Source organism: Fictibacillus sp. BK138, from assembly GCF_004216955.1.
Taxonomy (GTDB): domain Bacteria; phylum Bacillota; class Bacilli; order Bacillales; family Fictibacillaceae; genus Fictibacillus.
Genome location: NZ_SGXL01000001.1, coordinates 234814 through 250636, shown reverse-complemented (window position 1 = coordinate 250636; position 15823 = coordinate 234814). Strand labels below are relative to the sequence as shown.

16 protein-coding genes are annotated in these 15823 nt (G+C 43.6%); 8 read left to right on the top strand and 8 right to left on the bottom strand.

From position 1 onward, the window contains the following. Positions 1 to 51: 51 nt before the first annotated feature. A complete protein-coding gene (locus EV282_RS01275) occupies positions 52 to 663 on the bottom strand; it encodes a low molecular weight protein arginine phosphatase (protein WP_130293082.1) in 612 nt (203 codons plus the stop codon). 104 nt (positions 664 to 767) lie between these two features. Next, positions 768 to 1310, bottom strand: a complete 543-nt coding sequence (locus EV282_RS01270; RefSeq protein WP_242611899.1) for a manganese efflux pump MntP family protein — start codon at positions 1308 to 1310, stop codon at positions 768 to 770. 198 nt (positions 1311 to 1508) lie between these two features. On the opposite strand from EV282_RS01270, the gene EV282_RS01265 reads away from it, so the two are divergent. After that, positions 1509 to 3731 (top strand): PAS domain S-box protein, encoded by a 2223-nt coding sequence (locus EV282_RS01265; protein WP_130293080.1) that lies wholly within the window; start codon positions 1509 to 1511, stop codon positions 3729 to 3731. Positions 3732 to 3975: 244 nt separating this feature from the next. On the opposite strand, the gene EV282_RS01255 is transcribed toward EV282_RS01265, so the two are convergent. The 3 genes from EV282_RS01255 to spoIIR form a co-directional block, all read right to left on the bottom strand. Further along, positions 3976 to 5031 (bottom strand): L-threonylcarbamoyladenylate synthase, encoded by a 1056-nt coding sequence (locus EV282_RS01255; RefSeq protein ID WP_130293076.1) that lies wholly within the window; start codon positions 5029 to 5031, stop codon positions 3976 to 3978. 122 nt (positions 5032 to 5153) lie between these two features. After that, positions 5154 to 5594 (bottom strand): GNAT family N-acetyltransferase, encoded by a 441-nt coding sequence (locus EV282_RS01250; RefSeq protein ID WP_077360637.1) that lies wholly within the window; start codon positions 5592 to 5594, stop codon positions 5154 to 5156. Positions 5595 to 5957: 363 nt separating this feature from the next. Next, positions 5958 to 6614, bottom strand: coding sequence for a stage II sporulation protein R (spoIIR, locus tag EV282_RS01245; RefSeq protein ID WP_130293074.1), 657 nt, complete (start codon positions 6612 to 6614; stop codon positions 5958 to 5960). 335 nt (positions 6615 to 6949) lie between these two features. Between spoIIR and EV282_RS01240 the strand changes: the two genes are divergently transcribed. Genes EV282_RS01240 through rbsB form a run of 6 tightly spaced genes read left to right on the top strand, consistent with a single transcriptional unit; the run spans position 6950 to position 12587 of the window. Next, positions 6950 to 7927 (top strand): LacI family DNA-binding transcriptional regulator, encoded by a 978-nt coding sequence (locus EV282_RS01240; RefSeq protein WP_130296864.1) that lies wholly within the window; start codon positions 6950 to 6952, stop codon positions 7925 to 7927. A 5-nt stretch (positions 7928 to 7932) separates the two neighbouring features. Continuing rightward, entirely contained in the window at positions 7933 to 8811 is an 879-nt protein-coding gene (gene rbsK / locus EV282_RS01235; RefSeq protein ID WP_130293072.1) for a ribokinase, read from the top strand. Next, the gene (rbsD, locus tag EV282_RS01230) at positions 8808 to 9203 is read left to right on the top strand and encodes a D-ribose pyranase (protein WP_130293070.1); all 396 of its coding nucleotides are present in this window, start codon (positions 8808 to 8810) and stop codon (positions 9201 to 9203) included. The genes rbsK and rbsD overlap by 4 nt, the downstream gene beginning before the upstream one ends. A 15-nt stretch (positions 9204 to 9218) precedes the next feature. Continuing rightward, the gene (locus EV282_RS01225) at positions 9219 to 10700 is read left to right on the top strand and encodes a sugar ABC transporter ATP-binding protein (protein ID WP_130293069.1); all 1482 of its coding nucleotides are present in this window, start codon (positions 9219 to 9221) and stop codon (positions 10698 to 10700) included. 1 nt (position 10701) lies between these two features. Then, a complete protein-coding gene (gene rbsC, locus EV282_RS01220) occupies positions 10702 to 11658 on the top strand; it encodes a ribose ABC transporter permease RbsC (RefSeq protein WP_066293953.1) in 957 nt (318 codons plus the stop codon). An 11-nt stretch (positions 11659 to 11669) separates the two neighbouring features. After that, positions 11670 to 12587: a ribose ABC transporter substrate-binding protein RbsB gene (rbsB, locus tag EV282_RS01215; protein WP_130293067.1), complete on the top strand. Its 918-nt coding sequence runs from the start codon at positions 11670 to 11672 to the stop codon at positions 12585 to 12587. A 239-nt stretch (positions 12588 to 12826) separates the two neighbouring features. Here the strand turns inward: rbsB and prmC are convergent, their stop codons facing one another. The 3 genes from prmC to EV282_RS01200 form a co-directional block, all read right to left on the bottom strand. After that, a complete protein-coding gene (gene prmC / locus EV282_RS01210; protein WP_130293066.1) occupies positions 12827 to 13693 on the bottom strand; it encodes a peptide chain release factor N(5)-glutamine methyltransferase in 867 nt (288 codons plus the stop codon). Position 13694: 1 nt separating this feature from the next. After that, positions 13695 to 14768 carry a peptide chain release factor 1 gene (gene prfA, locus EV282_RS01205; protein ID WP_130293064.1) on the bottom strand — a complete coding sequence of 358 codons (1074 nt, stop codon included), beginning with the start codon at positions 14766 to 14768 and terminating at the stop codon, positions 13695 to 13697. A 106-nt stretch (positions 14769 to 14874) separates the two neighbouring features. Next, a complete protein-coding gene (locus EV282_RS01200; RefSeq protein ID WP_130293063.1) occupies positions 14875 to 15204 on the bottom strand; it encodes a winged helix-turn-helix transcriptional regulator in 330 nt (109 codons plus the stop codon). Positions 15205 to 15331: 127 nt separating this feature from the next. Between EV282_RS01200 and EV282_RS01195 the strand changes: the two genes are divergently transcribed. Continuing rightward, positions 15332 to 15619, top strand: coding sequence for a hypothetical protein (locus EV282_RS01195; RefSeq protein WP_130293061.1), 288 nt, complete (start codon positions 15332 to 15334; stop codon positions 15617 to 15619). Positions 15620 to 15823 lie beyond the last annotated feature (204 nt).

Here is a 15823-nt window from a genome sequence, read left to right as displayed (position 1 = left end):
CTATTCAATGTCGCTTCACGCCTATTTAGGACAGCCTCATCAGAATATGATTCACTCTTTAGTCTTATCGTCTTTTTTCACTAATTTTTCAATAAGCGCTTCGATTTCGTCCCTTGTTTCCTGATAAAGATGCAGCGGACCGCCGAACGGGTCTGAAATGTCGAGTGACGGCACAGAGCTCTCAAGCTTCATCCGTTTTTCAACGAGCGGCCGTACTTCTTTTTCGAACTCTTTTTTCACGTCTTCACTATTATGATCTTTGGACATATATTGCAGTTTCAGCATTTCAATTTCTGTATACAACTCGTAGATTTCTTCAATTTTCTTCAGATCCTCGTCGTCCATCACGTATTCTTTTAGCGTATATGTTTTGTTGACAGCATCGGGCCATCTTCCAACGAGGGCATGCTTATGGTTTTCTGTCATCGTTAAAATGAGATCCGCCCACTCGACCAAGTAATCAGAAACACCCTGTGACTGGTGGTTCTCTTTGATCCTCCTCTCAGAAAGAGCCTGTGTTGCATTCGAACTCATAACGGCGCCGTTCCCAGCAAATACTCCTGCAGATTTCACGTGGAATCTACCTTTTCCTTTTTCCCGTAAAATCGCTTCAGCCATCGGACTGCGGCAAGTGTTTCCTGTACAAATAAATAACACGTTCATGGAGTGTTCACCTCATATTCTAGCTTTCCCCATTTTTATAGAGAGTAACGTTTTTTATTAGTATATCACCGGACTCTATTGTAAATAAATCCTCTTGTTCTGTATTAAAAAGGAAAAAGAATCTTCACACCAAACGCGAGCAGGATGCAGCCTCCTAAAGCCTCGCTGTAGGACCCAAGCCACTTCTGCACTTTCTTTCCCATCATCAGCCCGCACCATGTAAGAAGCATGCTCATCATTCCGAACATAAAAATAGTCAGCCACGTTTTTGCGCCATAGATTCCTAAACTTAGGCCAACAGAAAAGCTGTCGAGAGAAGCGCTTAATGCAAAAACGAGCAGACCGAAGCCAACTGGCCGAACAAACGGCTCATCATCTTTTGAAAAAGAAGAGCGGATCATCGTCATTCCCAATATAACGAGAAGGACCCCTCCCACTATGCCTGCGATACCCCCAAAATGAACAGATATTTCTTTGCCGATCGTCATTCCGCCAAGGGGCATCAACATATGGAACAGACCGATCGTGATTCCTATTTTCATAATCTGCTTAATTCGAAGTGAAAGCATCCCCATTCCCAGCCCGATCGAAAAGGCGTCCATACCGAGTGCGATGGACATAAACCACAGTGTCATCCATTCCCCCATCGTTGCCAAATAGTTCCCACTCCTTTATCCATCATACTTTCAGCCTATGCATGTCTACTTTTAAAAAGACTAAAAAATATACAAGCTCCTTTAACGTTTAAAAATTGCACACTTTACTGCGGCATAGGAAGGGAAAGCGCAAGTGAGTATCGTATATAAAAGAGATATAAACCTGTTCGAAAAAAGGGAGGAACAAGCATGGTCCATAACGCACCGGCCATTCCGGCAGCAGGGGAAAACATATGGCGGTTTTCTCCGTTCAAAACCGGTATTTCCCGCCAAAAAAGCATGACCTTTCGATTTATAAAGCAGGATGAAGAGATTATCATGACCGAGAGCCAAGGTGAGCTTTTTGACATGTTCGGCCTCAAACAGGAAAACGTACTGCAAAAAAGAATAGAAGATATCTTTCCGCCAGAGATGGCCGTTTTTAAGAGAGAAGTTTACGAGAGAGCGTTAAAAGGAGAAAGTCTGACGTACGAATCGAAGCTGAACGGCATACCGTTTCTAGCAGCGATCGGACCAATCTATAAAGATGGGGTGGTTTCTGAAGTTTACGGATTCTGTGTGGACCTAAGCGAGAGAGTTCAGGTCGAAACGCAGCTCGCAGAAAGTGAACAACGGTTCAGATCATTGATGGACCATAACATCGATGCCTTGTTCTCTTTGGATCTGGACGGTAAATTCACGACTGTCAACAAAGCTTGTACCGATTTGACAGGCTACAGCGAAACAGAGCTTCTTAGCATGACGTTCGACCCTCTTATGATGCCTGAGCGAAAAACGATTGCGATCGATCAGTTTAACGATGCATTAAAAGGCAATTCCAAAATGCACGAAACACGCATACGCCAAAAAAACGGTGAGATCCGCCAGATCACCTTTACCCTTACTCCTATCATCGTGCTCAACAAAATACATGGTGTATTTGGAATCGCGAAGGATGTTACAGCCAAAAGAGAAGCGGAGAAAGAACTGAGAGAAACAAAGGACCTGCTCGAGTCAGTTATCTATCATTCTAGTGACGCCATCTCAGTCGTGCATCTAACGAATTATTCCGTGAAAGTAAATCCAGCCTTCGAGCTGATCTACGGATGGTCGCAAAGTGAATTGAACAACAACCTTTCTTCTCATATGCTGCCGATCGTCCCTGAAGACAAAGCTGCTGAATCTGAAAGACTGATGACCATTGTGAAGCATGGCGGCTATGTAAAAGGCGTCGAAACAATCCGGCTGACGAAAAGCGGTAAACGTCTCAATGTGAGTCTTTCCCTTAGCCCTATTTACGGGGAGAATGGTGATGTCGTTGCTTTATCCGCTATTTCACGAGATATTACAGAGAAAAAATTAAAAGAAAAAGCGTTGAAAGAAAGCGAAGAAAAATACCGGATTATCGCTGAGAACACAACGGACTTAATCGGAGTAGTAGATCTTCAAGGGGACGTAAAATACTTCTCTCCTTCTAACAGGCTGCTGCTCGGCTTCGACCCGTCCATTTATGATGGCAAAAAGATTCAAGGCTTCTTCCATTCAGACGACAGACCCAAAGTGAAATTCGCGATCAACGAGATGGTGCAAACGCTAAAGCCCGTAAAATTTGAGGTGAGATGCAAGCATGCACACGGTCACTGGGTAACCCTTGAAGCGAACGCAACACCGATTATCAATGACCTCGGCCAGCCAGAATCGTGCGTGGTTGTAGCACGTGACCTTACTGAACGGAAACAAACGGAAGAAATGCTCAGAAAATCAGATAAGCTCTCCGTACTCGGGCAGCTCGCAGCCGGTGTGGCACATGAGATCCGCAACCCGCTGACTTCAATCCGAGGATTTCTGCAGCTACTTCAGTCAAAAGCATCGGAAGATAAAGATTATTACGAGATCATGCTTTCAGAGATCGACCGCATCAACAGTATCGTAGGAGAGTTCATGCTGCTCGCGAAACCGCAAGCCATGAATTTCACGAAGACAGACTTACGGGATCTGCTCAGGCATGTTATCTCAATCCTAGATACCCAAGCCATATTGACGAATGTTCAGATCTACTTTGAAAGTGAACCTGAACTTCCTGAAATCTGGTGTGTAGATAATCAGATTAAACAAGTCTTTGTAAACATGCTGAAGAACGCAATTGAAGCAATGCCGACAGGCGGCTCTGTACATATTCACCTGCGAAAGCAAGAAAATCATGTAATCGCATCCTTTATCGATCATGGCTGTGGAATTCCTGAAGAGCGTTTGGCTACTCTCGGTGAACCTTTTTACACAACAAAGGAAAAAGGAACAGGTCTCGGGCTTATGATCTGTTATAAAATTGTGGAGAACCACCACGGAAAAATTTTAATCGACAGCAAGATTGACGAAGGAACGACCTTCTCGATCATGCTGCCCATCCACAAAAACAAGCCTGTGTCGCAATAGACACAGGCTTTTGTATGCTTAATAAAGGAGAAGTGGGTGGTTGATCTCCACTTCAGGATGCTCGCTTTCCGGGGGGCGTGCGGTGAGCCTCCTCTGCGCTTTGCGCACTTAGGAGTCTCACCTGTCCCGCTCATCCCCCAGGAGTCTCGCACCTTCCGCTCCAATCAACTAGCAAAGAAGCAATTTTCCTTATATGTTCTATAGCAACCACCTTAAAAATACAAGATCTTTCAGAAAAAGACTTTTACTCTTTTATGATATTCCCGCCAGCTGATTTTTCGAGCCTGTTCATAATAGCGACTCCCACTCCTGTTTTCGGAAACACCTCGCCAAAAATCTGATCGACACCTGCTTCATTAAATGAGCGGAGTGCTTCATATAAATGCTGAGCAACCGTTTCTGGATTCTTTCTTCTTCCAGCAGGAATTACGCAATCTGCTTGATAAAAAATCACTCTTTCATCCGTAGTCAGAATTCCGATTTTCTTCCCGGCAGCTTTTTCTTTATCCACAAGCTGCTGCAAAAATTCGGGACTTCCATCCACAAGAACAAACGGAGCATCTGGCGCATAGTGCGTATATTTCATACCTGGTGACCGCGGAGCCAGTTTTTCGTTCTGAATGCCCGGGTCTATCGTGACATTTCCTGCTCCAACAACGTGTTCCAAATCTTCAAAAGTTACGCCGCCCGGTCTTAAAATAGTTACTTTCTTATCCGTACACTCCACGACGGTCGATTCCACACCAACTCCTGTAGAGCCTCCGTCCACAATTCCAGGAATTTTCCCTTTTAAATCTTCGTATACATGGTTCGCTGTTGTCGGACTAGGCTTCCCCGACAAGTTAGCGCTAGGCGCAGCAAGCGGAACACCGGATGCCTCAATCACAGCTAATGCAACGGGATGATCAGGCATTCTTACCGCAACTGTGGATAACCCTGCCGTTACTTTTTCGCTTACGTCTTCACCCTTCGGCAGTACAATCGTCAGAGGACCTGGCCAAAAAGCATTCATCAGCTTTTCAGCATTTTCTGGTATGGAAGAAACAAGCCCCTCAAGCTGCTTTCTGTCTGATATGTGTACAATGAGCGGATTGTCACTCGGTCTGCCTTTTGCTTCAAAAATTCGTGCTATCGCTTGGTCGCTTTGTGCGTTACCTGCCAGTCCGTAAACTGTTTCAGTCGGCAAAGCAACCACTTCATTTTGTTTTATCCACAAGGAAGCCTGAATAACATGTGGATGTTTTATTAAATTTTCTTCAAAGTTATCCACAGTCCAGCGTTCCGTTTGGAATGATTTCATCGTTTGAATCCCTTTCTACTACTCAGGTCGACCAACTTTTATATGGTCGATTTACAAAACTTTTATATCCACAGAGTTATGCACAATTTGTCGTGAATTGTGGACAAGTTGTTGACAAACTCTTAAGAATCTAACGCATAAGCTAAAAGTTCTGCTCCTGATGCTGCATTATTTTTAACATGATCGGCATTTTCGATATGTGGAGGCACTTTATCTTTCGGAATGACTTTAAAAGATAGTGCTTCAAACATATGCACCGCTTTTGTGAGTAAATAAAGTGTTTCGACTCCTTTATCTTTTGAGTATACCAAAATTTTATCGATGAGTTTAAGGAGAAGGGATTCAGAAGAATATTTCTGCTTTAATACGAAAGAACGCAACAACCCGTCGTTACCGATTCGTTCAAGTCCAACCGTTCCAATGGTTTCCCCTTCATCATTCACCACGACAAGATAGTTTTCAATGCTGTCTTTGATTCCTTCTGACTGAAGTCCAGCTTTCCCAACAAGCTGCAATAAATCCTTTGCTTCATGTTGCATAGCCTGCCTTAAAATAATCGTCATCTTCAACTCTCCCCTGCTTTATATAGATTCTTTTCTAAAAGCATTCATTAAAGTAAGTTTAAAGGTTCTTGGGTTGTTGTTTTTGAATGGTTTTTTCATTTTCATCGTTGGAAATTGATTGGAGTGCAAGGTGCGAGACTCCTGCGGGATCAGCGGGACAGGTGAGACCAATCAATGTCGCAAAGCGACGAGTGGGCTCAACGCACGCCCCGCGGAAAGCGAGCATCCTGAAACGGAAATCAACAATTTTCAAGGGCTGCAAATTTTACTGAAACAACCTAGTTAAAAAAGAAGGCACACCTTTTAGGCTTACCTTCTTCTTTTTCTATAATCTATGAAAATAGGGAGGAACTTATGCACATTTTAAGAGAATAACGATCCGACTGCGCTTACTAGGCTATTAAACAAATCTACGACAAAGAATTTCGTCTGGATTTCTTCTGTTTCATCCGCTTCTTCTGCAGAAGCTGTTTCGGCTTTGTCACTCTTGCCTTCTTTGTTTTCTTTTACAGCATCTCCGTTTTCAAAGTCCAGGAAGCATAATGGCGGGAAAAGTACACACCACCAGTTCTTCCCTTCTCCTTCTCCAATCGTGATTAACACTGCTTCGTATTGGCCTGCCGGATAAATGTAGTCGCCATACATTTTAGTAGGAAATGCTACTTTGTTCAGTTCTACTGAAAATGTCTTATCGACGCCTGCTTCGTTCAATTTGTTCTGAACGATCTCTTCAATTGCTGGCAGCTGTTCACGAATGATTTCGCGAGCTTCGCTTAATGTTGATAATTCGGCTACCCATGTTGTGATTTGTGCGTTTACTTCATCACGGATATCACGCTTCAGCTTTTGGTCGGCAGCCGTGTTGCTGTTTGCCAAAATGCGAAGTCTGATCGATTCTTCCGGTATCTTAACAGAGGCATTCATCGTCGCGTTTGCCACTTTTGTTTGCGTTTCAAAAAATAAGAACATCACCGCTAAAGATATAAGAATAAGAATAAAGAAATGATTGCGTTTTTTCATCGTTTTTTCCTCCCCTTCGTCTCTAACCACAGTTTGGTCAGTGTGAGAAAAAAACATACTAGTAAACTACTAAAATCTTTTCTGTCTGTTTCGACAAGGTTTGTTTGTCAACTACTTTATGAAGAAGTTGACATCCGCTTCAGATGCTCGCTTTCCGCGGGGTGTGCGGTGAGCCAACAGGAGTCTCGCATCTTCCGCTCCAATCAACTGCAAAGTTTTATAAAACCATTAAAAAGATGCTTAAACAAAAGAAATAATTACCACCTTGCTTTACGCTAAAAAGCATGTTACTTTAAATGTGTAAACGGTTACATACATGAAGGGAGGCGAAGATGCTGGCTACAATTCGAGATGTTGCAAAGGAAGCAGGAGTATCTGTTGCTACGGTTTCCCGTGTTCTGAATGAAACAGGATATGTTCACGCAGATACACGAAAACGCGTAACGGAAGCGATGAAGCATTTAAACTACAGCCCAAATGAAGTGGCCCGCTCCCTTTATAAGAAAAAATCAAAACTGATCGGTCTTTTGCTGCCCGATATTACAAACCCCTTCTTCCCTCAGCTTGCAAGAGGTGTGGAAGATGAACTTCAAAAAGGCGGGTATCGGATTCTTTTTGGAAACAGTGATGAGAATGCTGCAAAAGAACTCGAATACTTGAACACTTTTATTCAGAACAATGTCGTAGGTATCATTTCTGCGACCAATAATAAAAGCAAAACAAATTATGATGGTTTGTCCATTCCCGTAGTCTTTTTAGACCGTACATCGAGCGATTATCCTTCCGTTTATGCAGACGGTAAAGAAGGCGGCAGAATTGCAGCCGAGGAAATCGTAAAACGTGGAAGTAAACGCATCACCCTTTTAAAAGGACCAGCTCACATACAGCCGGCGCAAGATCGATTTCAAGGAGCACTTGAAGAGTTAAGCCGGTCAGATATAGATTTTCATGTTATGTCCACTACATCATTTGCCTTTGAAGATGCAGAGAAATGGGCAAAAGAGCTTTTTTTTATGTATCCTGACACAGACGGAGTGCTTGCAAGCAACGATATCGTCGCAACGGCTATCCTGCATGAAGCTCTAAGACTTGGAAAGAAGATACCGGAAGACATTCAGATCATCGGATTCGATGATATCCCACAGAGCAGTTTGCTGTTCCCTTCCCTCTCGACCATACGCCAGCCGGCATACGAGATGGGGAAAGAAGCGGCTCAGCTACTCATTAAACACATTAACAAAGAGCGTGTGCATCACCAGCATATTCAGATGCCGGTTACTTTTATAGAAAGAAATACCACAAGAAAGGTTTGATACGAATGGTTAAGATTGCAGTAATCGGAAGTTCTTCGATGGATCTTGTCGTTACTTCTGATAAACGTCCTGGTGCGGGTGAAACGGTATTAGGCACATCATTTAAAACCGTACCCGGAGGAAAAGGAGCGAATCAAGCTGTAGCAGCCGCACGATTAGGTGTAGACGTATCCATGATCGGCTGTGTCGGCTCCGATCATTACGGGTCAGCTATCTTGGAGAACTTTAAACAAAATGGTGTTGATGTAACAAATGTGGAACCGGTTACAGATACAGAAAGCGGAACCGCTCATATCATCTTGGCTGAAGGCGATAACAGTATCGTAGTTGTAAAAGGCGCAAACGACCATGTGACACCTGAGTATGTTGAAAAATCGCTAGAAATTATTGAGCGAGCAGACATGGTTCTCATTCAGCAGGAGATCCCTGAGGAGACGGTTGAATACGTTAGTGAACGCTGCAAAGAGTATGGGGTACCTTTATTATTGAACCCTGCCCCATCGAGACCAATATCACAAAAAGTGATCGAAAATGCTGCTTATATTACTCCAAACGAACATGAAGCATCCGTTTTATTTGATGGTTTATCCATAACGGCAGCTTTAAAACAGCATCCGAACAAAGTTTTTATTACAGAAGGAAAACTAGGTGTCCGCTATTTTGACGGTAAAAAAGAAGTGCTTGTTCCCTCTTACGAAGTGGACGCTGTCGATACAACGGGAGCTGGAGACACGTTCAATGCGGCACTATCTGTTGCCTTAGCCGAAGGAAACAACATCACAGACAGCCTTCGATTCGCAAATCGTGCCGCTTCCCTTTCTGTTACAAAATTCGGCGCACAAGGCGGTATGCCATTCAGAAAAGAAGTGGAGGAAACATTATGAAGAAACATGGAATCCTAAACAGTCACATCTCAAAAGTCTTAACGGACCTTGGGCATACGGATTCAATCGTCATTGCCGATGCCGGGCTTCCGATTCCGTCTCACGTTCCTAGGATTGATTTAGCACTGACTCTCGGTGTACCAAGCTTTAAGGACGTGGTAAAAACCGTAACTGACGACATGGTTGTTGAACACATTATTATGGCAAGTGAGATTCAGGAAAAGAACGAAAAAACACTTCACTACATGAATCAGGCTTTTTCAGATAGAGACATAGAATTTGTGTCACATGAACAATTTAAAGAACTTACAAAGCACGCGAAAGCTGTTATTCGAACAGGCGAAGTGACTCCGTATGCTAACTGTATTTTAAAAGCTGGTGTAATCTTCTAGAGAGGAGTGGTTGGGATGCACATCCAGATGAACGATATTTACAAAGCATTTGGTACGAACCAAGTATTATCCGGAGTGGATTTTGAACTCCAAGAAGGTGAAGTTCACGCTCTTATGGGTGAAAACGGTGCTGGCAAATCTACCATCATGAACATTCTAACGGGTCTTCATAAACGAGATTCCGGAACGATTCAGATTGATGGACAGGAAAAGTATTTTGACAATCCGAAAGATGCAGAGAGACATGGGGTTGCCTTTATTCATCAAGAACTGCACGTTTGGCCGGAAATGACGGTGCTTCAAAACCTATTTATCGGCAAGGAACTGCGGTCAAAGTTTGGTCTTTTAAAAACAAACGAAATGAAAGCGCTGGCAAAAAAGCAGTTTGAAAAACTTGCTGTAAACATTCCATTAGATAAAAATGCAGGACTTTGTTCAGTCGGACAGCAGCAGATGATCGAGATCGCGAAAGCTCTTATGACAAATGCAAAAGTGATCATTATGGACGAGCCGACCGCTGCCCTTACGGAACGTGAAATTGAAAAGCTGTTTGAAGTCATTAACGCTCTTCGGAAAGAAGGAGTTTCGATTGTGTACATCTCCCACCGGATGGAGGAGATCTTCGCCATCTGTGATCGTATCACTGTAATGCGCGACGGAAAAACAGTCGATACAAAAGTTGTTTCAGAAACAAACTTTGATGATGTGGTCCGTAAGATGGTCGGCCGTGAACTGACGGATCGCTTTCCAGAGCGTCAGTCAAGTGTCGGCAAAACGATGCTCGAAGTCAAAAACGCTGCAAGAAACGGCGTGTTTGAGAATGTAAGTTTTTCTGTAAAATCTGGTGAAGTTGTCGGGGTCGCTGGTCTTATGGGAGCCGGCCGCACCGAAATCATGCGGGCACTGTTCGGACTCGATAAGCTCGATAGCGGCGAGATCTGGCTGGATGGTAAGAAGGCTGTGATCAAAAACCCTTCTGAAGCAGTAAAACTCGGTATTGGTTTTATTACAGAAGACCGCAAAACCGAGGGGCTTGTTCTCGATTTCTCCATAAGGGATAACATGGCTCTTCCGAACTTAACGAGCTTTTCGAAAAAAGGATTCATTGATGATAAAACGGAGAATGAATTTGTGGATCTGCTGATTAAAAGGCTTCGAATCAAAACGCAATCTGGTGAAACGAATGCGAAAGACCTTTCAGGCGGGAATCAGCAGAAGGTCGTTATCGCGAAATGGATCGGCATCGGACCAAAGGTTTTGATCTTAGATGAACCAACAAGAGGTGTCGACGTTGGTGCTAAGCGTGAAATCTATCAGTTGATGAACGAGCTTACCGATCGCGGTGTCGCGATCATCATGGTATCTTCTGAACTTCCTGAAGTCATCGGGATGAGTGACCGGATCCTTGTGGTTCATGAAGGCAAGATCAGCGGTGAACTGGCGAAGAGTGAAGCAACACAAGAAAAAATTATGACGTTTGCAACTGGAGGACAGTAATATGAAAACATCACCTGCAAAAGTTAATCATGTCGATAATATCACACAGAAGCTGGGACCATTCTTAGGCTTAATCATCCTTGTCGTTATTGTCTCAGTCCTGAATCCAAGTTTCTTAGAGCCACTGAATCTATTAAATCTACTGCGCCAAGTGGCGATTAACGCACTTATTGCATTCGGTATGACGTTCGTTATTTTAACAGGAGGAATAGATCTTTCAGTAGGATCGATCCTCGCCCTCTCCAGCGCCTTGATGGCCGGCATGATCGTATCGGGTATGGACCCTATGCTCGCGATCTTAGTTGGCTGTTTGCTCGGAGCTGTTATGGGAGCAATCAACGGTCTTTTGATTACAAAAGGCAAGATGGCACCTTTTATTGCAACACTCGCAACAATGACGATCTTCCGTGGTCTGACACTCGTATATACAGACGGAAACCCGATCACAGGTCTTGGGGAAAATTATTTATTTCAACTTTTCGGACGCGGCTATTTCTTAGGTATTCCTGTACCGGCTGTCACGATGATGCTTACCTTTGCAGCGTTCTGGGTGATTCTTCACAAAACGCCGTTCGGACGTAAGACATACGCGATCGGTGGAAATGAGAAAGCAGCTATCATCTCTGGAATTAAAGTAACAAAAGTAAAAGTAATGATCTACTCTCTCGCTGGACTTCTTGCGGCGCTAGCAGGAGCAATCTTAACATCCCGTTTGAACTCAGCACAGCCAACAGCAGGTACTTCGTATGAATTGGATGCGATCGCTGCGGTTGTATTAGGCGGGACAAGTCTATCAGGCGGAAGAGGTCTTATCATCGGTACATTGATCGGTGCTTTGATCATCGGAACACTGAACAATGGTCTGAATCTATTAGGTGTCTCATCCTTCTTCCAAATGGTAGTAAAAGGTGTTGTAATCTTGATCGCCGTATTAATTGATCGTAAAAAAGCAGCATAGGAGGGTTTCAGATGAAAAAAGTTTTAATCTTAATTCTATCGTTGTCGGTGTTTCTTTTAGGAGCTTGTTCAATGGAACCTCCTTCATGGGCAAAACCTTCAAAAAAAGGTGAAGGAGAAAAAATAAAGATCGGTCTATCTGTTTCTACTTTAAACAATCCGTTCTTCGTTTCATTGAAAAATGGAGTAGTGAAAGAAGCAAAAAAACGAGGTGCTGAAGTTGTGGTGGTCGACGCACAGAACGATTCTGCTAAACAAGTGAATGACGTAGAGGATTTATTGCAGCAAGGTGTTGATGCCTTACTGATCAACCCAACTGATTCAGCAGCTATTTCAACAGCGGTTCAGTCTGCAAACAGCATCGGTGTCCCCGTTGTCACGCTGGACCGTTCGACAGAAAAAGGTGATGTAGCCTCGTTCGTCGCATCTGATAACGTAAAAGGCGGACAGATGGCAGCCGATTATATTGTAGAACAAGTTGGTGAAGGCGCAAAAGTCGCTGAGCTGGAAGGCGTGCCAGGCGCATCCGCTACACGTGAACGCGGAAAAGGATTCCATAACATCGCTGATCAAAAGTTAGACGTGACTGCGAAACAAACCGCTAACTTTGACCGCACAAAAGGCTTAAATGTTATGGAAAACCTGTTGCAAGGAAATCCAGACATTAAAGCCGTATTCGCTCATAACGATGAGATGGCATTAGGAGCACTAGAAGCAATCAACAGCTCCGGCCGTGATGTGATTGTCGTTGGCTTTGACGGAAACGAAGATGCCGTGAAAGCTGTAGAAGCTGGTAAGCTTGCTGCAACAGTCGCTCAGCAGCCAGAACTCATCGGAAAACTAGCTGTCGGAGCAGCATCTGACGTATTAGCCGGCAAAAAAGTAGAAAAGAAGATATCCGCACCGCTTAAATTGATGGTGAAAGAATAAAAAAAGAGGCTGACTCTGTAAGCATTAACTTAAGAGTCAGCCTTTTTTGCGGGGAAAACTGACTCTGAAAAACAGTTATGATCCTTCAACCGGATTTATGAGCCTCCAAATTTTTTTATGAGCCTTTAAAAATTTTTATGGTCCTTCAAAATTTTTTATGAGCCTTCAAAAACATTTATGAGCCTTCACAATAAAAGTTAAAAAAGGGGACAGACCCGGGTCTGTCCCCTTTTCCCAAATTATTTCCCAACCACTGCAAACACCATGCGGTCCTTCCCGCTGATGTCATACTTCACATAAACGGTCGCAGCCGGAAAGGTATCTTTCAGCATACTGGCAACGGTTGCTCCCTGTCCTGCTCCTACTTCAAAGCCAACAAGCGCTCTTCCCTTCAGAACTAGCGGCAGCTCTTCCATGAACCTTCTGTAGAAGTCATAGCCATCTTCCCCGCCGCTCAACGCGCGCATCGGTTCTTTATCTTTTACGATCGTATCGAGAACCGCGATCTCACTATCAGGGATATATGGTGGATTTGATACCACCACGTCTAGCTTGATTCCCTTTTCTATAAAAGGCTTCAGCAGATCTCCGTGAAGAAACTCAACATCTGCCCCAAGCTTTCTCGCATTACCACGTGCTACTTCTATCGACTCTTTCGCAATATCCACTGTGTATACTTTCAAATCCGTATTCTCAAGTGCCATCGTAACGGAAATCGCACCGCTTCCTGTCCCGATATCTGCAACAGCGACTTGTTCGCCATCCGGAAAATGCTCCTCGATCAGTGTCAGCGTATGCTTCACTAACTCTTCTGTTTCAGGACGAGGAATCAGAACTTCTTCATTCACAGAAAACGTGCGGCCGTAAAAATCTTCCCTGCCGGTAATATACTGAACCGGCTCACCATCAACGTGACGATCTACTGCCGCTCTCAACTCTTCATACTTTTCTTCGCTTATTGGATCGTGAAGACGCATCAGCATATCCGTACGGCTTACATCACCGAGGACGTGTCTCATCAGAATCTCTGCGGCAAAGGCTTCCCGATTATGGTCTGCTAAAAAAGAAGAAGCCCAAGCGAGGGCTTCATGAACTTTCGTACTCATTTTAGGCGTCCGCCTGTGCTTTCATCTTGCTTGTTTGATCCTCTGTGATAAGCGCTTCTACAAACTCATCCATTTTACCAAGAAGGATCTGATCAAGCTTTTGAATCGTCAGGCCGATACGGTGATCGGTAACACGGTTTTGCGGGAAGTTGTACGTACGGATACGTTCAGAGCGGTCACCTGATCCAACTGCGGTCTTACGTGTCTCATCGTACTCTTTTTGTATTTCTCGCTGAATCTTATCATATACACGCGCACGAAGAACCTTCATCGCTTTTTCTTTGTTCTTGATCTGTGATTTTTCATCCTGACACGATACAACTGTGCCTGTAGGGATATGTGTTAAACGAACCGCAGACTGAGTCGTGTTTACAGACTGACCCCCAGGACCAGAAGATGTAAACGTATCGACACGCACATCTTTTTCATGAATTTCAACTTCTACCTCTTCCGCTTCAGGAAGAACCGCTACTGTAGCTGTGGATGTATGAATACGTCCGCCAGATTCAGTTGCTGGTACACGCTGAACACGGTGTGCCCCGTTCTCATACTTCAGCTTCGAGTAAGCGCCAGCACCGTTGATCATAAAGATAATTTCCTTATAACCGCCAAGTTCAGTGTAAGAAGCTTCGATTACTTCAGACTTCCATCCTTGCATTTCCGCATAACGGCTGTACATGCGGTAAAGATCTCCGGCAAACAATGCTGCCTCGTCTCCGCCTGCAGCACCACGGACTTCGACGATAACGTTCTTGTCGTCGTTCGGGTCTTTCGGAAGCAATAAAATTTTCAGCTTGGCAATGAACTCTTCGATCTGATCAGAAAGACCAGAGATCTCTTCTTTTACCATAGCTGTCATTTCGGCATCAAGCTTTTCCTCAAGCATCATCTTTGCTTCGTCCAGCTGTTCTTTTGCCTCTTTATATTCACGGTAAACCGCAACAGTCTCCTGAAGAGAAGATTGCTCTTTTGAATACTCGCGCAGTTTGTTCGTATCATTAATAACTTCCGGATCACTCAATAATTCATTCAATTTATCATAACGCTGTTCGATCGTTTCTAAACGTTCTAACATGGTTTTTCACCTCTGCTTTATATGCATAACATTATAATTATAGTCGTTATCAGCTAAACTCTCAATCTTTTTCAGCAAACTCTCGCTTCATCATTGTAACTATTTTCTACCCGTTTAATTCCACTTTATCAACATGATTTCTTCCCCACTCACTCATAAGATGCAGGGTCGCTTCTAAATTCTTTCCGTACTCCGTCAAAGAATACTCTACTTTTGGAGGAACTTGCGGGTATACTTCACGATTGATCAAGCCATCAGCTTCTAATTCTCTTAGTTGAAGCGTCAATGTTTTCTGTGACACTTTAGGAAGCAGTTTTTTCATCTCACCAAATCGTAAAACATCGTTTTGCTGCAAATGGCATAGAATGACACCTTTCCATTTTCCGCATACCACATCCATCGTCACTTCAATTGGATGAGAATATTCTTTTCTCAATCGAAAACACCCCTTAGTTTCATTTCGTGCCCTTAGTTACATTAATGTACCTTCTTGCGTATAGATACTAACTCTCATTATAATAACTACGATAAGAAAAGACTATAAAAATATTGGGGACCTGCCGATGTCTAAAACGATTCGAATCGTAAAGAACGGAGAAAAAAGGAAAGTACATCCAGAGGACTTGCCTTGGGTCATCCTTCAGCTAGAAAAAGGTATGGAAAATGGTCTGATTGAAATTGTTCAGCATACCCCCTCCATTCGGGCTTTCAGAAAAAAAGATTATGTATTCGGTTCAACCATCTTCAGCTGGAATCATAAAGAGGAAGACCAGCTGTATTTTGATTACTATCAGTTTAAAGTATTTTGTGATGACTTGGATGTGAAGGTCAGATACTTAGAAGTAAGATAGAAGAAGGACCAGCATAAAAGGAAGATGGATTTCTACCATCTTCCTCTTTGTTTTTTATCTCTTGGAGAGTGTTATCGGTTTTACGGTACGTGTTCTTTTATTCATTACACGTTCGCCCGCTAACAAGAAGGTTTCACCCGATCGAGTGCCGGTTTCACCCCAACATAACTGAGTTCCACCCAAAATCTAACTCGTTTAACCCCG